The following is a 19,569-nucleotide window of genomic DNA, read 5'->3' on the forward strand; positions in this document are numbered from 1 at the left end:
CTATTCCCGGTGCCCTATGCCACCATGGGGGCCCTTGTCGGTGAAGGGCCGAAAGTCCCCACCTTGCGGACTAGACTTTGCGTTCGACGGTTGGGGTGGCGCGGCGAACGGATACGGCGATGACGAATGACGGTCGGGGTGGCCGCTATTCGGTGGGCCGGACGGTCTCCCAGCAGCGCCTGCGCGCGCTGCTCGGCGAGGTGGCCGATCGCGTCGAAGTGATGATCGGTTCGCGCGACCGGATGGACGGCCTGGTCGAGGCCATGCTGACCGTCACCGCGGGCCTGGATCTCGACGAGACCCTGCGCACCATCGTGCGCACCGCGATGAACCTGGTCGACGCCCGCTACGGCGCGCTCGCGGTCCGCGGCCACGATCAGCAGGTCTCGCAGTTCATCGACGAGGGCATGCCGGACCAGATCCGCAACCGGATCGGGCGGTTGCCCGCGGGCCACGGCGTGCTCGGCGCGGTGTTCGCGCAGAAGGCGCCGCTGCGCCTGGACGATCTCACCGAGCATTCCTCCTCGATCGGCTTTCCGGCGGGACACCCGCCGATGCACACGTTTCTCGGTGTGCCGGTGCGCATTCGGGACGAGGTCTTCGGCAGTCTCTACCTGACCGAGAAGTCCGACGGCCAGCCGTTCACCGAGGAGGACGAGGTCCTGGTGCTGGCGCTGGCGGCCGCGGCGGGGATCGCGGTCGACAACGCGCGCCTCTACGAGCAGGCGCGGACCCGCCAGGCCTGGATCGAGGCGACCCGCGACATCGCCACCGAGTTCCTCGCCGGCACGGAATCGGACCGGGTGCTCGCCCATGTCGTCGACCACGCCCGCGGGCTCACCGGATCGCATCAGGCGTTCCTGGCCTCGGTACCGGTGCCGGACGAATTGCCCGGCGAGATCTCGGAACTGGTGATCACCCAGTGGACCGGTCCCGACGCGGGCCAGGACTGGCAGACCGTCCCGATCGCGGGCACCGCCCTGGGGGACGCGTTCAGCAGGCGCACTCCGCTGCGCTTCGACGACGTCTCGACGGTGCCGCTCGGCGTCGAGTTCCCCGGTGCCGAATTGCCCGGCGCCGGACCGGCGCTCGTCCTACCGCTGTGCACGCCCGACGCCACCCTCGGCGTACTGGTGACGATTCGGCCGCCCGGTTTCGCCCCGTATTCGGACGAGATGCTGGAACTGACGGCGGCCTTCTGCGATCAGGCCGCGCTGGCGGTCCGGCTGGCCGACGCGCAACGGCGGATGCGTGAACTCGACATCGTCGCCGACCGCGACCGCATCGCCCGCGACCTGCACGACCATGTGATCCAGCGGCTGTTCGCCATCGGCCTCACCGTGCAGGCCACCCTGCCCAAGGCCGTGGTTCCCGAAGTGCGGCAACGACTCTCGACGGTGATCATGGACCTGCAGGAGGTCGTGCAGGAGATCAGGACCTCCATCTTCGACCTGCACGCCAGCGGCCCCGACCACAGCGCCGGACTCCAGCAGCGGCTCGAGGTGGCGATCCGGCGCCAGACCGCCGACATCGCGTTGCGGGCCACCATCCAGGTGTCGGGTCCGCTGTCGGTGCTGGACCCGCAGCTGGCCGATCACGCCGAGGCGGTGGTGCGCGAGGCGGTGAGCAACGCGGTGCGCCACTCCGGCGCCGATACCGTCGCGATCGTCATCGACGTGGCGAACGACCTGACGATCACCGTCACCGACAACGGCTGGGGCATCCCCAACCATGTCATCCGCAGCGGGCTGCGCAATCTGGAGCAGCGCGCGCAGGAGGCGAGCGGGCACTTCGACATCGGGCCCGCGCAGCGCCCCGACGACGACGGCAACCACCCCGAGATGCCGGGCACCCAGCTGCGCTGGGCGGTCCCGCTGCCGCAGGATTCGCCGACCACCGGCGGCTACGCGCTGGCCGGCGGCCCGGACGCGGGCGAGGGCGACTGACCGCTCAGGCGGGCCCGAGGACGACGGCGGCGTTGTTGCCGCCCATTCCCATCGACAGTTTCACCGTCGGACCGCTGGTCATCGGAGCCGGGCCGTCCAGCAGCCGCGGGTGCGCGGGCGCCACGATCGGCGCCGAGGCGGCGATGCCGCGGTCGTAGGACAGGGCGATGGTGGCGACCTCGACGGCCGCGGCCGCGCCCTGGCAGTGCCCGGTGAGCGGCTTGAGCGCGGTGATCGCGGGACGGTCGGCGAACACGGTGGTCAGCACGTCGCGTTCGGCGGCGTCGCACTGGCCGGTGCCGGTGCCGTGGACGTTGACGTAGTCCACGTCGGCCGCCGCGATCCCGGACACCGCCAGCGCGCGCTCGGCGCAGCCGATCAGCTGGGTGTGGTCGGGGTCGACGGAGACGACATGGAACGCGTCGTTGGTCATCGCGCCGCCGAGGACTCGGGCGTAGGGGGTGTCGACGGCGTCGGTGAGCAGCATCGCCACCGAGGCCTCGGCCATCGTGAAACCGAGCGAGCCCTCCTGCAACGGCCTGCACGCGGTGAACGGGTCGGCGGCACCGACCGCGGCACCGAGCCGGACGAAGTGTTCGAGCATCTCCGGCGTCGCCGAGACGTCGGTGGCGACGCACAGCACGTCGTCGACCAGGCCGGCCTCGCGCCACATCTTCGCGGTGAGCAGGGCCGCGGACCCGGTGCTGCAGGCCGCCGAGACATTCATCGCGGGCCCGTGGAAGCCGAATTCCTGCATGATCACCGAGATGGGGGTCGACGGCAGCATCCGCAGATAGTCGCGGGATCGCCGGTGCCCGTGGTCGGTCAGGTAGAACTCACGCCAGTCGGCGACGTCACCCAGGGTGAACCCGTGCACGAGACCGACGGTCCGCCCGGCCGCGCGCCAGCCGCGCGCCCGCGCGTCGGCGACGGCCTCGGCAGCCGCGGCGTGCACGGCGCGCCCGAACAGGCCCGCACCGTGGGCGAGATCACCGCCGTCGGGGATCCGGCCGACCCAGGCGTGCTGGTCCCGTTCGGGGCCGTACCCGGGGTAGAGCCGGGCCGACGGCTTGCCGCCCAGGACCCCCTGCCACAGCGCTTCACGGCCCCAGCCGAAGGCGGAGACAACACCGATCCCCGCGATCGACATAGAATCGGGACGGTGGACCATGCCGCCAGGACGCATGTCCGGTTTCACATCGCTCCTCGCGGATCTGATCGAGGGTCACCACAATAGTCCTGTTCGCCGTCGCCAGACCAGGTCGAGATCGGGGGTATCGCAGTGGGAGAAACCAATACGGACGCGGCGAGCGCCGAACAGCTCGCCCAGCGGTACCGCTCGCTCGTCGAACACACGCCCGACGCGATCTGCGTGCACGAGGCGGGCACCGTCGTGTTCGCCAACCCGGCCATGGTCCGGCTGCTCGGCGCGGAAACCCCCGATGACCTGCTCGGACAGCCCATCACCCGGTTCGTCCACCCCGAGTCGATTCCGGCCATGCTGGACCGGATCGACCAGCTGACCGCCGAGGGTGCCGCCTCCCCACCGACCGAGATGGATCTGGTGCGCTTCGACGGCCGCACGGTGCCGGTGCAGACCGTGTCGGTTCTCACAGCGTGGCAAGACGCACTCGCCTACCAGGTGGTCGTGCACGACCTGACCGCGCAGCGGGCCGCGGAGGCCTCGGCGCGCCGGGCGGAGGCGCATTTCACCACGGTGGTCTCGCAGCTGGAGGAGGGCGTGCTCGTCGTCGATCCGCGCGGTCGCGTCGAGTCGATCAATCCGGCGGGCAGGCGGATCCTCGGCATCGACGACGCCACGCCGGTGATCGGGCACGTCATCGACGAACTGCCGCTCGCGCTGATCGACCGCAACGGGCAGCCGATGTCCACGGCCCGGCATCCGATGGCGCACACCCTGGCGACCGGCGAGGCCGTCACCCAGTTCATCTTCGGCGTGGAGCGCACCGACGGGCAGCAGGTGTGGCTGTCGTGCAACTGCCGGCTGCTCAACCCCGACACCCCGCACTCCTCCGGCGTGTCCTCCTTCGCCGACATCACCGAGTTCCGGGCCAGTAGGCGACAGCTCGAGTACCAGGCCACCCACGACGCGCTGACCGGGCTGGCCAACCGCTCGCTGATCCTGTCCCAGCTCGCGGCCGCCCTGGCCGACGAGGACGGCAGCCTGGTCACCACCGTGCTGTTCATCGACCTCGACGGTTTCAAGGCGATCAACGACACCCTCGGCCACGCGATCGGGGACACGGTGCTGCAGATCGTCGCCCAGCGCTTGCAGCGCGCGCTGCGCGCCGAGGACCTGGTCGGCAGGCTCGGCGGCGACGAGTTCCTGGTCCTGCTGTCCGGGCATCCGGACCGTGCCGATCTGCCCGGTCTGATCGAGCGGCTGCGGACCACGATGGGCGAGCCGATCATCGCCCGCGGGCACCGGCTGGAGGTGAGCGCCTCGATCGGCATCACCGAGCTGGGGCCGCACGAACACCGCACCCCCGAGGCGGTCCTGCACGACGCCGACCTGGCGATGTACCGCGACAAGCCGTCGGGTCATCGTGAGCTCGGTCTCGGTCAGAATCGTCGATCGAACAACACCCACGCGTCCTGACAGACTGGTCGGCGTGATCATCGAACAAGCGGTGCTGCCCGTTCGCCCCGGTCTCGCCGCGGAGTTCGAGGCCGCGTTCACGGAGGCCGCCCCGATCATCGAGTCGATGCCCGGATTCGGCGGGCTGTCGCTGTCGCGGTGCGTCGAACGGCCCGACAGCTACCTGCTGCTGGTGCGCTGGGAGCGGCTGACCGACCACACCGAGGGTTTCCGCGGATCGCCGGAATACCAGCGCTGGCGGGCACTGTTGCACCACTTCTACGACCCGTTTCCCGTGGTCGAGCACTTCACGCCGATCGTCGGTGACGATCTGTTCGCCGAGTAGACTCGACAACTCTGTTCTCGCCGGTGACAAAGGAGTCCTGTTTTGCCCGACCGCCTCGCCGATGATCGCGCCGCGGAACAGCAGTACCTCTCGGTGCTCTACGACCGGCTCGACGGCATGCGCGACTACGCGCAGAACCGGCTGAAGACCGTGCTGCTGGAGACCGGCGGCACCCCCCAGGCGCGCAGTGAGCGCGAGTCGTTCACCCAGCTCTACAGCGAGGACCTGGCCAAATACGACGCCGCCGAGCACGGTCTGTGCTTCGGCCGGATCGATCTGGACGGCGACGAGCCCGAGGCCCGCTACATCGGCAGGCTCGGCATCCTCGACGAGGACAACGACTACGAGCCGCTGCTGCTGGACTGGCGCGCGCCGCTGGCCCGCCCGTTCTACCTGGCGACCACCGCCAACCCCGAGGACGTGGTCCGGCGCAGGCACATCCGCTCGCGCAACCGCGCGGTCACCGCCATCACCGACGAGTACCTGGACCTGCGCGCCGCCGAGCGCGACGGCGCGGTCGGCACCGACGACGGTGTCGGCGGTGAGAGCGCGCTGCTGTCGGCGCTCAACGCCGCGCGCACCGGGCACATGAACGACATCGTCGAGACCATCCAGAGCGAGCAGGACGCGATCATCCGCTCCGAGCACAAGAGCGTGCTGGTGGTCCAGGGCGGGCCGGGCACCGGCAAGACCGCGGTCGCGCTACACCGCGCCGCCTACCTTCTCTACACCTACCGCCAGCAGCTGGCCAAGAGCGGCGTGCTGATCATCGGTCCGAACGCCACCTTCCTCGACTACATCGGGCAGGTGCTGCCCTCGCTCGGTGAGACCGGCGTGCTGCTGTCCACCATCGGCGATCTGTATCCGGGGGTGAAGGCCGTGCGCGAGGACACGCTGCGCGCCGGCGAGATCAAGGGCTCCCTCGACATGCTCGAGGTGCTCAAGCAGGCGGTGCGCGACCGTCAGGAGGTGCCGGGCGAGCCGGTGCGGCTCACCTTCGACGGCTACCCGGTGACGCTGGATCGCAAGATCGCGACCAAGGCCCGTGGCCGGGCCAGGTCCTCGCGCCGCCCGCACAACCTGGCCAGGCCGATCTTCGCGTCCTCGGTGATCGACGCGCTCACCGACCAGCTGGCCGCGACCATGGGCGCCGACCTGTCCGGCGGGACCAGCCTGCTCAGCTCGGCCGACCTCACCGAGATCGGCGACGAGATGCGGTCCGACCCGCAGGTCCAGGCCGCGATCAGCGCGCTGTGGCCGATCCTGTCCCCGCAGGAGGTGCTGGCCGACCTGCTGGCCGACCCGGCCCGGCTCGATCGCGCCGCCAAGACCCTCAGCGCCGAGGACCGGGCCGAGCTGGTCCGCACCGACGACGGCATGTTCGGCGCCGCCGACGCGCCGCTGCTCGACGAGCTGGCCGAGCTGCTCGGCGTGGACGACACCGAGGAGCGCGAACGCGCCCGTCGCCGCTGGCGCGCCCAGCTGGCCGAGGCGCAGGACGCCCTCGACATCCTCACCGGCTCCGCGCCCCAGGACATCGAGGACGAACTCGATCCCGAGATCCTCATGGCCTACGACCTCATCGACGCCTCCCAGCTGGCCCAGCGCCAGGAATTCGGCAACCGGCAGACCACCGCCGAACGCGCCGCGGGCGACCGCACCTGGACCTACGGGCACGTGATCGTCGACGAGGCGCAGGAGCTGTCGCAGATGGCCTGGCGCATGGTGATGCGGCGCATCCCGAACCGGTGGATCACGGTGGTCGGCGATGTCGCCCAGACCGGCGACCCGGCGGGTGCGTCGTCGTGGCAGCGGGTGCTGGAACCCTATGTGGCGCAACGCTGGAAGCTCACCGAGCTGACCGTCAACTACCGCACCCCCGCCGAGATCATGGCCGTCGCCGCCGATGTGCTGGCCGCCATCGATCCCGGGGTCCAGGTGCCGCGTTCGGTCCGCGAGACCGGCAATCCGCCCCGCGCGCACCGGGTTCGGCCCGCCGAGGTGGCAGGCGAACTGGCGCGTCTGCTCGAGGCCGAGCACGGTCCGGGCACCAGCGCGATCCTCGCGCCCGCCGCGCTCGTCCCCGAACTGTCCCCGCTGGCCGGGGAATCGGTGCAGGTCCTGACCGTGCACGACGCCAAGGGCCTCGAGTTCGACCGCGTGTACCTGGTGGAGCCCCAGGCGATCCTGGACGAATCACCGCGCGGCCTCAACGATCTCTACGTCGCCCTGACCCGTGCGACCCAGCGCCTGGCCGTCGTGCACACCGAGGACCTGCCCGAGGTGCTGTCCGCGCTCGGCTAGGCGGATCGCCCTTCGGGCTGCCGGGCGTCATCGAGGTGGACGCCCCTGCGCGTCCTCAGGCCCGGCCAGGGTCGGCCAGCAAGCCGGTGACCAGCGCGTCCAGACCGGTCGCGTACGTGCTCACGGCGTCGAATTCGGTCCAGCGGGAACCGACTTCGGCCAGCCGCGGCATCGCGTCGGGGTCCAGGTCCGCGAAGACCTCGGCGCGATAGGTGGGGCCCTGCGCGGCACGGCGAGCCGAGCGGCCGGTGACGATCAGATCGCCCGCGGTGTAGTGCCAGATGGCGCGGTACGCGGCCACCGCGCGCTCGATGCCCAGTCCCGCGGCGACGGCGGCGTCGATGATGGTCTCGGGCGCTGACGCCGGAAAACACTCGGGGGCGCTGCCGAAGCAGCGCCCCCGAGGTCGGGATCGAGCAGGACTAGCGAACGGTGTGCACGATCAGCACGTCCGAGCGCGACTTGCGCGCCACGTCCGAGGGCACCGAGCCGAGCAGGCGGCCGGCCAGGGTGTTCAGGCCCCGGTTACCGACGACCAGCAGATCGGCCTTGGTCTCGTTGACCAGGTCGAGCAGCGAATCGACCGGCTCGCCGACGATGGCGCGCTCGACGATGTTCTTCGCGCCGGCGGCCACCGCCTTCTCCCGGGCTACGTGCAGGATCTCGTTGGTCGGCGCCGAGCCACGCACCTGGTAGGCCTCGTCCTTGAGCACGTCGGCCGCGGCGGCGACGTCGCGATCGTCGGTCGGGAAGTAGGCACAGGCCAGCACGAGAGTCGCGTCCGCGTCGCCGGCGAGCGCTGCGGCCTTCTCCACGGCGACGTACGACGAATCCGAGCCATCAGTACCGACGACAATGGTCCGGTAGGCGGTCATCTCTCCTCCAACTTGGTCGGTGCCGAGCACCGATCAACCCGGGAATCGAGCGTCAGCGCGGCAATTGGGTCGACCCTAACGCCAAAACAGGCCGATTTATCGACAAATCGCAACAGATCACATCGGGAGTGTTGGCGCCGGTGGGCGCCGTGCCGGTGGCCTTCGCGACAGTGGCGAAGATTCACCTGCGGCGATCAGACCGCGACTCGGGAAAACTGTGGCCTATCACAACACAATCAACGCGCCTGCGCGGCTGGGACTTTGCTCACATCAGCCGGAAAAGCTGGGCAGCCCGCAGGCGGCGCTTCCGGTACCGGTGGACGGCCCGACCGTCACCGTGACGGGGACGATCCACCGGGTGCTGATCCCGGCGACTTTCGCCGTCACTTCGTGCGTTCCGGCGGCGGCGGGTCGCCAGGTCGTGGTGGTGGCGCCGATGGCGGGCACCGCGACGGTGCCGATCACCGCGCCGTTGTCGTAGAAGGTCACGTCGGCGCCGGAGTCACTGCTGCTGTACCCGACGACACCGACCGCGGTGACCGTGTACGAGCAGCCGGCTGTGTGATCGGACCCCTCGACCGCGACGTGCTGGGTCGAGTCGGCGTGCGCGAACGGCGCGATCAGCGCGGCCGTGGCCAGGGCCGTGGCGATTCCGGAGCCGGCCAGACCGAGCCGGGTGGTCCGGCGCAAAGTTGTTGTCACCGTTGATGTCCTCACTCTCCCGCGGCAGCGATCGCCGCGAATGCGGTGAGACTATCGACGGACAGCACCGTTCCCAGCCGAAACAACGATATTTCACATACCCGAATTCTGGGGTCTCGACACCCTGTCAGCGCGGTGCGCTCGCCGCGCTCGCCTGCGCTTTACGCGCGTATTCCCACGGCGACATCCCGATCTCGGCGGTGAATTCCCTACTGAAATGTGCCTGATCGAAATAGCCGAGGTCGGCGGCCAGCATCGCCAGATCCGGCTTGCCGCCGCGCGCCAGCAGATCGGCGGCATCCTGCAACCGGAATCGGCACAGCACCCATTTCGGCCCGGCCCCGACATAGCGGCGGAACAACCGCTGCAACGTCCGGATCGGCACCGCGAAGCGCTCGGTCACCTGGTCGACCCGGGTGAGCCCGAGATCGGCCGCCATCGCGGTGACGATGCGCGACACCAGCGCGTAGTGCGGATCGTCCGCGCGACCCCGCCCGGCGAAGAAGTCCTCGACGATCGACACCCGCGCCGCGTCGGACGGCTCGGCCAGCACCCGGTCGGCCAGGCCCGCGGCGGCGGGCAGCACCTCGGCCAGCGGAGCCGAATCATCGCGCAGCGCACCGACATCTCCGCCGGTGAAGGCGCCGAACCCGCCGGGCCGGAACCGGAGACCGAACGTCTCGCCCTCGCCGTCGAGCTCGCGCACGTATTTCGTGGTACTCACCCCGTTGACGAAACCGCCGGTGCGCAGGCTGCTGCGCTCGAAGGTGACATTCACACACGGGAACGACAGCACCTCGGCGCGATAGGCCGGTTTTCCGCGCAGATCCCAGCGCACGACCCAGTACCGATCGGCGAACTCGGCCAGCGCGGGGCCGACCGCCAGCCGGTCCAGCGAGCGATGCCGGGCCTGCTCCCCCGGATGCAGAATGCCCTTCGTCTCGGCCGGATCGGGTGCCGTCATCGGATCTGTCGCTTTCTTACAAGATCGGCCGACGCCGCTCGACCAGGATCGAGGACATGACCAAACCCGTTGCGCCCATTCCGGAGGGCTACCACTCCATCACCTGTTTCCTGGCCGTGCCGGACGCCAACGCGGCCATCGACTTCTACACCGAGGTGTTCGGCGCGAAGCTGCTCAGCCGGGCCGACCTGCCCGACGGCCAGGCCGCCCACGCCGAGCTGCTGATCGGCGATTCGACCCTGCAACTCGGCATGCCCATCCCCGACAACAACGTGCGCGCACCGCAGGACTGGGTACACACCTCGATCGTGCACTACTGCACGGACGTCGACGCCGTGGTCGCCCGCGCGGTCGCCCACGGTGCCCGCACCGCCGAGGAGCCGCAGACCTTCGTCAACGGCGAGCGCTTCGGTGTGGTCATCGACCCGTTCGGCCACCGCTGGGCGGTGCTCACCCGGGTCGAGGAGATGTCGCGTGAGGAAGCCGACCGCCGGATCGCCGCCTGGATGGCGGAATCCGCGTAGCGGCCCGCGCCGCGGGACCTGACCGGGCGGCATGCTCAGCTCAGGCCCGCGGCGTCCATGCCGCGGAGTTCCTTCTTCAGATCGGCGATCTCGTCGCGCAGGCGCCCCGCCAGCTCGAACTGGAGTTCGCGGGCGGCGTTCATCATCTGGTCGGTGAGGGAGGCGACCAGATCCGCCAGCTCGGCACGCGGCATGGACTTCACATCGCGTTCGGCGTAGATGCCCGCGCTCACCGCGCGGCCCGGCTCGCCCTGGGCGCGCCTGCCGCGGCTGACATTGCGGCCCGAACCGCCGACGGCGACCTCGTCGTCGGCCTCCAGGTACACCTGATCCAGGATGTCGGCGATCTTCTTGCGCAGCGGCTGCGGATCGATGCCGTTGGCCGCGTTGTAGGCGACCTGCTTGGCGCGGCGGCGATCGGTCTCGTCGATCGCGTGCCGCATCGAATCGGTGATCTTGTCCGCGTACATGTGCACCTCGCCGGACACGTTGCGCGCCGCGCGGCCGATGGTCTGGATGAGGCTGGTGCTCGACCGCAGGAAGCCCTCCTTGTCGGCGTCGAGAATCGCCACCAGCGACACCTCGGGCAGGTCGAGACCCTCGCGCAGCAGGTTGATACCGACCAGCACGTCGTACTCGCCCAGGCGCAGCTGCCGCAGCAGCTCCACCCGGCGCAGGGTGTCGATCTCGGAGTGCAGGTAGCGCACCCGCACGCCGAGGCCGAGCAGGTAGTCGGTGAGATCCTCGGCCATCTTCTTGGTGAGAGTGGTGACCAGCACGCGTTCGTCGCGCTCGGTGCGCTGACGGATCTCGTGCACCAGATCGTCGATCTGGCCCTTGGTCGGCTTCACCACCACCTGCGGGTCGACCAGGCCGGTCGGGCGGATGACCTGCTCGACGACCTCGCCACCCACCTGCCCCAGCTCGTACGGACCGGGCGTCGCCGACAGATACACCGCCTGACCGATCCGGTCGGCGAACTCCTCCCAGGTCAGCGGGCGGTTGTCGACCGCGGACGGCAGCCGGAAACCGAACTCGACCAGGTTGCGCTTGCGCGACATGTCGCCTTCGAACATGCCGCCGATCTGCGGCACCGTGACATGCGACTCGTCGATGACGAGCAGGAAGTCGTCGGGGAAGTAGTCCAGCAGGGTGGCGGGCGCCGAGCCGGCCGGGCGGCCGTCGATGTGGCGCGAGTAGTTCTCGATGCCCGAGCAGAACCCGACCTGGCGGATCATCTCGAGGTCGTACTCGGTGCGCATGCGCAACCGCTGCGCCTCGAGCAGCTTGCCCTGCTTCTCCAATTCGGCCAGCCGCTCGGCCAATTCGGCCTCGATGTCGGCGACCGCGCGCTCCATCCGTTCCGGCCCGGCGACGTAGTGGGTGGCGGGGAAGATGCGCAGCGAGTCGACCTGGCGCACCACGTCACCGGTGAGCGGGTGCAGGTAGTACAGCGCCTCGATCTCGTCACCGAAGAACTCGATGCGAACCGCCAGCTCCTCGTAGGACGGGATGATCTCGACGGTGTCGCCGCGCACCCGGAACGAGCCGCGGGTGAACGCCATGTCGTTGCGGGTGTACTGCACGTCGACGAGCAGGCGCAGCAGCGCGTCGCGGTCGATCTCGCCACCGACCTCGAGCTGCACCGAGCGGTCCAGGTAGGACTGCGGGGTACCGAGGCCGTAGATGCACGACACCGAGGCGACCACGACCACGTCGCGCCGCGAGAGCAGGCTCGAGGTCGCCGAGTGCCGCAGGCGCTCGACATCGTCGTTGATCGAGCTGTCCTTCTCGATGTAGGTGTCGGTCTGGGCGATGTACGCCTCGGGCTGGTAGTAGTCGTAGTAGGAGACGAAGTACTCGACCGCGTTGTGCGGCAACATCTCCCGCAGCTCGTTGGCCAGCTGCGCGGCGAGGGTCTTGTTGGGTGCCATCACCAGCGTCGGCCGCTGCAGCTTCTCGATCAGCCACGCGGTGGTCGCCGATTTACCGGTGCCGGTGGCACCGAGCAGGACGACGTCCTTCTCCCCCGCGGTGATCCGCCGCTCCAGCTCGGCGATGGCGGCGGGCTGGTCGCCGGCGGGCCGGTGCTCGCTGACCACCTCGAACTGCCCGCCCGCACGCTCGATGGTGCCGACAGGGCGGTGCTCGGAATGAGCCAGCGGGTGCCCCCGCTCCTCGTACCCTTCCGTCGGGATCTCGGTTGCGAATGCCATGTCCACCAGGTTAGGCCCGACCACCGACAAGTCGCGCGGACAGCCCGTTCACCGGCGCCGATCCGGCGACACACCCGCGCCACGCCGAGCCGCCGCCCGCCGCCCCGGTGTCGTTCGGATGAACTTCTGCTCATCGAGAAATCCGCTCACCTGCGCGAACGCCGCGCGACTCGGCGCACCGCAGCATCGTGGCGACCACGCGCCCGCGACCACATCGCCTGGTCGGGCCAGTGCCCGCGATCGACCTGCGGCGGCCCGGCTACTTCGGAGCATACCGGCGTGATGTCCGAAAAGTCCCATGTACCAAGGGTATTCACAGCGGTGTGGTCCAGCAGACACGGTGCGCGAGGCGCATCCGGGCGTACCCTGAGCTGATCATCGGCACGTGGTGAAGGACAAGGCCATGAGCGCACTGCTTCCTCTGCTCGTCGCGGCTCCGGCGGTCACCGGATTCGCGGGATACTTCGCACGGGAGATCCGCGGCCCGCAGCCGCCCCCGGTACCGACTCCCACCACGCCACCGCCGGGTCGCCCCCGGATCGAGTTCTTCGACGTGGCCGAACTCACCAGCACCGACGCCAAGGGCTACATCCGGCCCGTCGACCGGTACGAGGTGCAGCCGTGGGGCGTGTACCTCGCCCGCACCGTCGACCGGCCGCGCGGCCGCTACGAGGAGTCCTGGCTGCTGCCGGGACCCGCCGTGCGCGCCACCATCGAGCACGACCGCCCCGGTCACCACCGCAGCCACGACTACGTCCTCGACATCGTCGAATTCGTCCAGGTCGGCCCCAAGCGCTGGAAGGCCACCGACTACTTCCTCGACGTCGCCGTGCGCCGCGGCCGGTCGGCGACCCTGCGCGGTGCGAGCGAGCTGCTGGCCGCGCACGCCGCGGGCCACGTCGACACCGCGCAGGCAGATCACGCCTTCGAACGGGCCGCGGCCGTCCTCGACGGCCTCGCCGCCAACGACCACGATGTCGAGCAGTGGCTGCGCTCGCGGGAGATCACCCTGACCTGGATGTGAGCGCGGCGGGCCGGTCACCGGTAGATTTTCCGGTCATGACGCAGGCATCCACCGTGCACGTGCACCCGCCCAAGATCGAATACTTCGATGTCGCGGCGCGGACGAACACCGATCCGAAGGGATTCGTCCGGCCGGTGGAGGTCTACCGGGAGGAACCGTGGGGCCTCTACATGGGCAGGCACTCCGACCATCCGAACTTCCACTACCTGGAGTCGTGGGTGCTGCCCGAGCTGTCGCTGCGGGCGACGAAGTTCCACCACAACCCGGGTGTGGAGCGCTGGCAGGACGTCTACGTCGACGTCGGGGCGTTCACCAGGGAGTCGGCCACGCTGTGGAAGTCGGTCGACCACTACCTGGATCTGCTGGTGCGCACCGGCCGGGAGGTCGAGCTGGTCGACATCGACGAACTGCTGGCCGCGCACGCCGACGGCCTGCTCGGCGCGGCGGACTGCCAGGCCGCGATCGAGCACGCGACCGCGGCGATCGACGGGATGGCCGCGCACGGGCACTCGCTCGAGGCCTGGCTGGCCACCCGGGGCATGACGCTGACCTGGCGCTGAAACGACGACACCGCCCCAACCCTCGGTAGCGAGGTCGGGGCGGTGTCGTTGTTCGGAGCGGGATCAGCCGGCCGACAGGCTCGGGAACAGATCCGCCAGGCCGCCGCCGCAGCCCGCGCTGCCGGTCGCGGGCGCCTGGGCCACGGTGACCGTGATCGAGTCGCTGATCAGCAGCTGACGCGCCTCGAGCTTGTGCTGACCCGCCGTGGTGGGCTTCCAGGTGGTGCTCACCGTGCCCGAGAGCAGCGACGGCGACACCGTGGCGATGTCGACACCGTTGTCGGTGAACTTCACCGAGGTCAGCCGGTCGACCTCGACGCTGGCGGTCAGCTTGTAGCTGCAGCCGACCTTGTGGTCGCTGCCCGCCACAGTGATGTTGCCGACCCAGGCGGATGCCTGCGGGGCGGCCAGCACGATACTGGCGGCGACGGCGCCGAAGGCGGTGACGCCGAAGCCCGCACGGCCGAACTGACGGTGATGTGTTGTCATACGCGCTACAACTTCCCTGTGAACCGAGTCACCGGCTGGTGACTCGGCACAATGTACCCAGCGCGCGACCCCACCCGGCCGCTTTTTGAAACATTGATGTTTAACAGATTGGTCTCGGGTCAGACGCGCGCGCGAGCCCAGTCGGTGACCACCGGATACACCGCGTCGAACCACGGTTCCTTCACCGCGTAGTACGCCTGGGCCGCCGCCTCCCCGGCCTTGCCCGCCGCCGCCTGCTCGGCCTCGCGCTTGATCACCAGGTACGCCGCGCGCGCGTCCTCCTCGGCGCGCAGCCAGTCCCGCAGCTCGAGCGCGAACCGCTGGCCGGGCGAATCCTGCGCGCGCAGATGGATGTTCGCGGGGCGGGCGGGATCGGCGTTGCCGTGCAGGCGCTTGCCCCAGCGGGCCAGGTCGGTGCCGTCGGGATCACCGGGGGTCGGCTTCGGGTTGTCGTGGGTGACTCCGGGCGCGGGCGGGAACCCGGCCCCGGCGAGCGCGTCGGCCAGCGCCTCGGCGGTGGCCAGGTCGGCCACCGTCACCTGGATGTCGATGACGTCCTTCGCGGGCAGGCCGTGCACCGCGGTGGACCCGATGTGGTCGATCCGCACCGCCGACGCGCCACACGCCAGGTGCAGCCGCGCGATGATCCGGCGGGCCTGCGCGGCCCAGTCCGGATCGGCGGGCACCAGCCGATACGCGGCCTCGGCCCGGATGCCCTCGCGCTGATTGCGCTCGAACGGCACCAGCCGTTCGGTCCACAGCGCGCGCACCTCGGCCTCGACGATCTCGGGGGCGCCGTTGTTGTCGAGCCACACGTCGGCGACCGCGTGCCGCTGCTCGTCGGTGGCCTGGGCGGCGATCCTGGTGCGCGCGTCGGCCTCGGCCACCCCGCGCTGCTCGACCAGCCTGCGCAGCCGGGTCTCGACCTCGGCGCCGACCACCAGGACCAGCTGCATGAGCGGGGCCAGTCCGTTCTCGACGAGCAGCGGAATGTCCTGCACGACGATCGCCTGCGCGGGCGCGGCGCCGATCAGCTCCGCGGTCCGCGCGCCGACCAGCGGGTGGGTGATCGCGTTGAGCTTGCCCCTGGACTCGTCGTCGGCGAAGGCGACCGCGGCCAGCGCGGGCCGGTCGAGACTGCCGTCGGCGGCGAGGATGTCCGGTCCGAACGCCTCGACCAGCGCGGCCAGTCCCGGCGTGCCGGGGGCGACGACCTCGCGGGCGATCGCGTCGGAGTCGATCAGCACCGCCCCGCACTCGACCAGGGTCCGCGCCACTGTGGATTTACCCGCTCCCATGCCTCCGGTGAGGCCGATCCGCAACATGGGGCCCAGTCTCGCAGACGCCGCGCCGCCCGGTCCGCGCCATCGGATTCTTTCCGACACGCCCATGCGCCGACCGGCGCAAATCCGGGGTCGGGCGAGTCGCGTGGATTAATGTTCGCGCTGGCGAGAATGCCGACAGCAGCTACCGAAGGATGAGCATGGGCACCACAGACCACCGGACGGCTCGCCACCGCCTGGGAATGCCCGGCGGTGTGCATTGCATCGAACACCCCGCTGTCGCGGCGACTCTCGCCGAATACCGCCGATCGTGGTTCACCGCCCTGATCTCCCCCGCCCGGCACAGCTTCGCCGCGATGCGCAAACGTCCCAGCATGGCCGCCGCCGCGGGCTACTGGGTCCCCGCCGCCGCGAGCTGACGTCCCGCGACCGCGCGCGACGGGCCCGGCGACGAATCGCCGGGCCCGCGCCGTGTCACACCCCGACCGGACCACTCGGCGCGCGCCTGCCGCCCGGCTGCTGCGTCGGCATCGCGTTCGGCGGCACCGGGTAGGGCGCGCCCTGACCGAGGGTGCCCGCCGCGATGTTCGGCCCGCACTGCGCGACCGCCGCGTCCGCCTTGGGCCGCGGGTCGGGCAGCACCGGCCTGGCGGCGTTCGGCGCGGCCGCGAAGTCGAAGGTCGAGGTCATGTCCCCGGTGACGCCGCGCCGCCACGCGGTCAGGTTCGGCACGTCGACCCCGAACCGGGTTTCCAGCAGCCGCAGCTGCGAGGTGTGGTCGAAGGTCTGCGAGGCGACCAGCCCACCGCGGCTGTAGGGCGAGACGACCAGGCAGGGCACCCGGTAGCCGAGCCCGATCGGCCCGGCGATCCCGCCCGCGGCGGGCACCCGGTCCAGCGGCACGGTCAGGAACTCCCCCGCCGTGCCCGGCGGTGGGGTCGGCGGGACGACGTGGTCGAAGAAGCCGCCGTTCTCGTCGTAGCTGATGATCAGCGCGGTCTTCTCCCACACCGCCGGGTTCGAGGTGAGGATGTCGAGCAGCTGCACGATCCCGACCGCGCCGAAGGCGGCGGGCAGGGCCGGATGCTCGCAGTGCAGCACCGACGGCACCACCCAGGACACGGCGGGCAGGGTGTTGTTCGCGACGTCGGTCTGGAAGTCGTTGGGGTACACCGGTGCGATGCCGCGCCGGGCCAGCTCGGAGTTCGGGTCGGCGGCCTGGGTGAAGCAGCCCATCATGCCGTCGAGGATCATCGAGGACGCCGGGCCGACATCGCGGTTGCTGTAGATCTTCCAGCTCACGCCCGCTTCGGACAGGTTCTCCGGGTAAGTGCGCCAGCTGTAGACGTTCTTCGGGATCAGCAACGGCGTCTCCACCAGCGGACCACCGGCCAGCCCGTCGGGATCGATGGTGGCGCTGACCCAGTACAGCCGGTTGGGATCGGTCGGGCCGAGCACCGAGCAGTGGTAGTTGTCGCAGAGCGTGAACGCCTGCGCGAGCTCGGTGTGGATCGGAATGTCTTCCGGCAGGTAGTAACCCATCGCCGCGGGCGCGTTGGCGGGCCCGACCGAGGCCACCGACATCGGCATCCAGCCGTCGTTGCGCCCGTCGTTGAAGGCCTTGTGCATGCCCGGCCAGGTGTGGTCGGGGTCGTTGATGCATTCACCGTCGAGGGTGGCGCCGCGGGTGGTGTCGAGCCGGAAGGGCTCGACGAAACCGTCTGCGGTGGGCCCGATTCCGGGCGACCAGCCGTACTGACGCCACGCCGCCGATTCCTCGCCGAAGCCGCGCACCCCTGACAGGGTGCCGAAATAGTGGTCGAAGGACCGGTTCTCCTGCATGAGCAGGACGAAGTGCTCGATGTCGCCGAGCCCGCCCATTCCGGCCGGATCGGCGGCGAAGGCGCGGTCGATGATCGGATTCGCCCAGGTGGCAAGCGTTCCCACGGCGCCGGCGGCCATCGCTTTGGCCAGGAACTGACGCCGGTTGAGGCCGGCGAAGGGACCAGAACTCATGTCGATGGAGCACCTTTCCCGAAGGGGGATGGAGCGATCGGCGCCGACACTACTCCACCCGATCTGGGAAAAGGCCGAAGGCCCCGGTCCGTGTGGACCGGGGCCTTCGGTACTGCTCTACCCGAATCAGGCGTTGCCGGAGAGCTTCTCCCGCAGAGCCGCGAGCTGGGCGTCGCTGGCGAGCGAACCGCCGGCGGACTCGGCCGGGCCGGAGGTGGCCTGCGAGCCGCTCTCGGAGGAGTAGTTGCCCGAGGTGGCACCGCCGTTGGCGGCCTCGGCGGCAGCGTCGGCTGCCATCTTCTCCATCTGAGCGGTGTGCATCTTGTGGCGACGCTCGGCCTCGGCGTAGCGGCCTTCCCACTCTTCACGCTGCTTGTCGAAGCCCTCGAGCCATTCGTTGGTCTCGGGATCGAAGCCCTCGGGGAAGATGTAGTTGCCCGCATCGTCGTAGCTGTCGGCCATGCCGTACTTCGACGGGTCGAACTCGGCGTGGTAGTCCTCGTTCGCCTGCTTCAGCGACAGCGAGATCCGGCGACGCTCCAGGTCGATGTCGATGACCTTGACCATCGCGTCGTCGCCGACGGCAACGACCTGGTCCGGGACCTCGACGTGGCGCTCGGCCAGCTCGGAGATGTGCACCAGGCCCTCGATGCCCTCTTCGACGCGCACGAACGCACCGAACGGAACCAGCTTGGTGACCTTGCCCGGCACGATCTGACCGATCGCGTGGGTGCGGGCGAACTGACGCCACGGGTCTTCCTGGGTGGCCTTGAGCGACAGGGAGACGCGCTCGCGGTCCAGGTCGACGTCGAGAACCTCGACGGTGACCTCGTTGCCGACCTCGACGACCTCGGACGGGTGGTCGATGTGCTTCCAGGACAGCTCGGAGACGTGCACCAGGCCGTCGACGCCACCCAGGTCCACGAAGGCACCGAAGTTGACGATCGAGGAGACCACACCCTTGCGGACCTGGCCCTTCTGCAGCTGGTGCAGGAACTCGCTGCGGACCTCGGACTGGGTCTGCTCGAGCCAGGCGCGACGCGACAGGACCACGTTGTTGCGGTTCTTGTCGAGCTCGATGATCTTGGCCTCGATCTCCTTGCCGACGTACGGCTGGAGGTCGCGGACACGACGCATCTCGACGAGCGAGGCGGGCAGGAAGCCACGGAGGCCGATGTCGAGGATCAGGCCGCCCTTGACGACCTCGATGACGGTGCCCTTGACGGCCTCGTCCTTCTCCTTGAGCTCCTCGATCGTGCCCCACGCGCGCTCGTACTGCGCCCGCTTCTTCGACAGGATCAGGCGGCCTTCCTTGTCCTCCTTGGTGAGAACCAGGGCCTCGACCTCATCGCCCACGGAAACGACCTCGTTCGGGTCGACATCGTGCTTGATGGAGAGTTCGCGGGAGGGGATGACGCCTTCGGTCTTGTAACCGATGTCGAGCAGGACCTCGTCACGATCGACCTTGACGATGGTTCCCTCGACGATGTCGCCATCGTTGAAGTACTTGATCGTGGCGTCGATGGCGGCGAGGAAATCCTCGGCGGAGCCGATGTCGTTGACGGCTACCTGCGGCGAGGTGACGGTGGTGGGCATATGTGGATTTGCTCCGGACGGATTGTGGTCGGTTGCGGACATTGGAACTTTCGGTACGCTGCGAGATCACCGCGACGAGGCGACGAAGGATACCGGGTAAGTATCGCACGGACCGCCACACTTGC

At 69.7% G+C, this 19,569-nt stretch carries 18 protein-coding genes; 8 read left to right on the forward strand and 10 right to left on the reverse strand.

Translation table 11 applies throughout. The features are described from left to right. Positions 1–119: 119 nt before the first annotated feature. Positions 120–1,946, forward strand: coding sequence for a GAF domain-containing protein (locus ACFVW6_RS32190; RefSeq protein ID WP_378832730.1), 1,827 nt, complete (start codon positions 120–122; stop codon positions 1,944–1,946). Between the two features lie 4 nt (positions 1,947–1,950). Here the strand turns inward: ACFVW6_RS32190 and ACFVW6_RS32195 are convergent, their stop codons facing one another. Continuing rightward, entirely contained in the window at positions 1,951–3,096 is a 1,146-nt protein-coding gene (locus ACFVW6_RS32195; RefSeq protein WP_378832728.1) for a beta-ketoacyl synthase N-terminal-like domain-containing protein, read from the reverse strand. A gap of 132 nt (positions 3,097–3,228) precedes the next feature. Here ACFVW6_RS32195 and ACFVW6_RS32200 point away from each other — a divergent pair, with 132 nt between their 5' ends. Genes ACFVW6_RS32200 through ACFVW6_RS32210 form a run of 3 tightly spaced genes read left to right on the forward strand, consistent with a single transcriptional unit; the run spans position 3,229 to position 7,195 of the window. After that, the gene (locus tag ACFVW6_RS32200) at positions 3,229–4,566 is read left to right on the forward strand and encodes a diguanylate cyclase domain-containing protein (protein ID WP_378832725.1); all 1,338 of its coding nucleotides are present in this window, start codon (positions 3,229–3,231) and stop codon (positions 4,564–4,566) included. A 13-nt stretch (positions 4,567–4,579) separates the two neighbouring features. Next, positions 4,580–4,891 (forward strand): antibiotic biosynthesis monooxygenase, encoded by a 312-nt coding sequence (locus ACFVW6_RS32205; RefSeq protein WP_355281581.1) that lies wholly within the window; start codon positions 4,580–4,582, stop codon positions 4,889–4,891. A 42-nt stretch (positions 4,892–4,933) separates the two neighbouring features. Continuing rightward, positions 4,934–7,195, forward strand: coding sequence for a 3'-5' exonuclease (locus tag ACFVW6_RS32210; protein ID WP_355281579.1), 2,262 nt, complete (start codon positions 4,934–4,936; stop codon positions 7,193–7,195). 55 nt (positions 7,196–7,250) lie between these two features. On the opposite strand, the gene ACFVW6_RS32215 is transcribed toward ACFVW6_RS32210, so the two are convergent. The 4 genes from ACFVW6_RS32215 to ACFVW6_RS32230 all read right to left on the reverse strand — a co-directional run bounded on the left by ACFVW6_RS32215 (position 7,251) and on the right by ACFVW6_RS32230 (position 9,736). Then, positions 7,251–7,496, reverse strand: a complete 246-nt coding sequence (locus ACFVW6_RS32215) for a hypothetical protein (protein ID WP_378832720.1) — start codon at positions 7,494–7,496, stop codon at positions 7,251–7,253. Positions 7,497–7,617: 121 nt separating this feature from the next. After that, the gene (locus ACFVW6_RS32220) at positions 7,618–8,070 is read right to left on the reverse strand and encodes a universal stress protein (protein WP_355281567.1); all 453 of its coding nucleotides are present in this window, start codon (positions 8,068–8,070) and stop codon (positions 7,618–7,620) included. A 270-nt stretch (positions 8,071–8,340) separates the two neighbouring features. Continuing rightward, on the reverse strand, positions 8,341–8,772 hold the full coding sequence (locus ACFVW6_RS32225) for a hypothetical protein (protein WP_378832718.1): 432 nt from the start codon (positions 8,770–8,772) through the stop codon (positions 8,341–8,343). A gap of 127 nt (positions 8,773–8,899) precedes the next feature. Next, entirely contained in the window at positions 8,900–9,736 is an 837-nt protein-coding gene (locus tag ACFVW6_RS32230; RefSeq protein WP_378832716.1) for a DUF6597 domain-containing transcriptional factor, read from the reverse strand. A 56-nt stretch (positions 9,737–9,792) separates the two neighbouring features. Here ACFVW6_RS32230 and ACFVW6_RS32235 point away from each other — a divergent pair, with 56 nt between their 5' ends. Beyond that, positions 9,793–10,260: a VOC family protein gene (locus ACFVW6_RS32235; RefSeq protein WP_378832713.1), complete on the forward strand. Its 468-nt coding sequence runs from the start codon at positions 9,793–9,795 to the stop codon at positions 10,258–10,260. A 35-nt stretch (positions 10,261–10,295) separates the two neighbouring features. Here ACFVW6_RS32235 and uvrB read toward each other — a convergent pair whose 3' ends face one another. After that, on the reverse strand, positions 10,296–12,476 hold the full coding sequence (gene uvrB / locus ACFVW6_RS32240; protein WP_378832711.1) for an excinuclease ABC subunit UvrB: 2,181 nt from the start codon (positions 12,474–12,476) through the stop codon (positions 10,296–10,298). A gap of 403 nt (positions 12,477–12,879) precedes the next feature. Between uvrB and ACFVW6_RS32245 the strand changes: the two genes are divergently transcribed. Together ACFVW6_RS32245 and ACFVW6_RS32250 are read left to right on the forward strand one after the other, a co-directional pair. Beyond that, complete coding sequence (locus tag ACFVW6_RS32245) at positions 12,880–13,500, forward strand: DUF402 domain-containing protein (RefSeq protein ID WP_378832709.1); 621 nt, start codon at positions 12,880–12,882, stop codon at positions 13,498–13,500. Between the two features lie 59 nt (positions 13,501–13,559). Beyond that, the gene (locus ACFVW6_RS32250; RefSeq protein ID WP_378832922.1) at positions 13,560–14,060 is read left to right on the forward strand and encodes a DUF402 domain-containing protein; all 501 of its coding nucleotides are present in this window, start codon (positions 13,560–13,562) and stop codon (positions 14,058–14,060) included. Between the two features lie 63 nt (positions 14,061–14,123). Here the strand turns inward: ACFVW6_RS32250 and ACFVW6_RS32255 are convergent, their stop codons facing one another. Continuing rightward, the gene (locus tag ACFVW6_RS32255) at positions 14,124–14,549 is read right to left on the reverse strand and encodes a hypothetical protein (RefSeq protein WP_378832706.1); all 426 of its coding nucleotides are present in this window, start codon (positions 14,547–14,549) and stop codon (positions 14,124–14,126) included. A gap of 119 nt (positions 14,550–14,668) precedes the next feature. Continuing rightward, positions 14,669–15,874 (reverse strand): dephospho-CoA kinase, encoded by a 1,206-nt coding sequence (gene coaE / locus ACFVW6_RS32260; RefSeq protein WP_378832704.1) that lies wholly within the window; start codon positions 15,872–15,874, stop codon positions 14,669–14,671. Positions 15,875–16,032: 158 nt separating this feature from the next. Between coaE and ACFVW6_RS32265 the strand changes: the two genes are divergently transcribed. Beyond that, positions 16,033–16,251: a hypothetical protein gene (locus tag ACFVW6_RS32265; protein WP_218716679.1), complete on the forward strand. Its 219-nt coding sequence runs from the start codon at positions 16,033–16,035 to the stop codon at positions 16,249–16,251. Between the two features lie 55 nt (positions 16,252–16,306). Here the strand turns inward: ACFVW6_RS32265 and ACFVW6_RS32270 are convergent, their stop codons facing one another. Both ACFVW6_RS32270 and rpsA read right to left on the reverse strand, forming a co-directional pair. After that, complete coding sequence (locus ACFVW6_RS32270; protein ID WP_378832702.1) at positions 16,307–17,848, reverse strand: phospholipase C; 1,542 nt, start codon at positions 17,846–17,848, stop codon at positions 16,307–16,309. Between the two features lie 126 nt (positions 17,849–17,974). Continuing rightward, positions 17,975–19,444 (reverse strand): 30S ribosomal protein S1, encoded by a 1,470-nt coding sequence (rpsA, locus tag ACFVW6_RS32275; RefSeq protein WP_355284686.1) that lies wholly within the window; start codon positions 19,442–19,444, stop codon positions 17,975–17,977. Positions 19,445–19,569 lie beyond the last annotated feature (125 nt).

The sequence above is a fragment of the Nocardia sp. NPDC058244 genome (assembly GCF_042882065.1).
GTDB lineage: Bacteria > Actinomycetota > Actinomycetes > Mycobacteriales > Mycobacteriaceae > Nocardia.

Coding starts and splice junctions, on each gene's coding strand:
- ACFVW6_RS32245 (WP_378832709.1), top strand. CDS start 12,880: ATGAGCGCACTGCTTCCTCTGCTCGTCGCGGCTCCGGCGGTCACCGGA.
- rpsA (WP_355284686.1), bottom strand. CDS start 19,444: ATGCCCACCACCGTCACCTCGCCGCAGGTAGCCGTCAACGACATCGGC.
- ACFVW6_RS32195 (WP_378832728.1), bottom strand. CDS start 3,096: ATGTCGATCGCGGGGATCGGTGTTGTCTCCGCCTTCGGCTGGGGCCGT.
- ACFVW6_RS32255 (WP_378832706.1), bottom strand. CDS start 14,549: ATGACAACACATCACCGTCAGTTCGGCCGTGCGGGCTTCGGCGTCACC.
- ACFVW6_RS32230 (WP_378832716.1), bottom strand. CDS start 9,736: ATGACGGCACCCGATCCGGCCGAGACGAAGGGCATTCTGCATCCGGGG.
- ACFVW6_RS32220 (WP_355281567.1), bottom strand. CDS start 8,070: ATGACCGCCTACCGGACCATTGTCGTCGGTACTGATGGCTCGGATTCG.
- ACFVW6_RS32270 (WP_378832702.1), bottom strand. CDS start 17,848: ATGAGTTCTGGTCCCTTCGCCGGCCTCAACCGGCGTCAGTTCCTGGCC.
- ACFVW6_RS32190 (WP_378832730.1), top strand. CDS start 120: ATGACGAATGACGGTCGGGGTGGCCGCTATTCGGTGGGCCGGACGGTC.
- ACFVW6_RS32265 (WP_218716679.1), top strand. CDS start 16,033: ATGGGCACCACAGACCACCGGACGGCTCGCCACCGCCTGGGAATGCCC.
- uvrB (WP_378832711.1), bottom strand. CDS start 12,476: ATGGCATTCGCAACCGAGATCCCGACGGAAGGGTACGAGGAGCGGGGG.
- ACFVW6_RS32235 (WP_378832713.1), top strand. CDS start 9,793: ATGACCAAACCCGTTGCGCCCATTCCGGAGGGCTACCACTCCATCACC.
- coaE (WP_378832704.1), bottom strand. CDS start 15,874: ATGTTGCGGATCGGCCTCACCGGAGGCATGGGAGCGGGTAAATCCACA.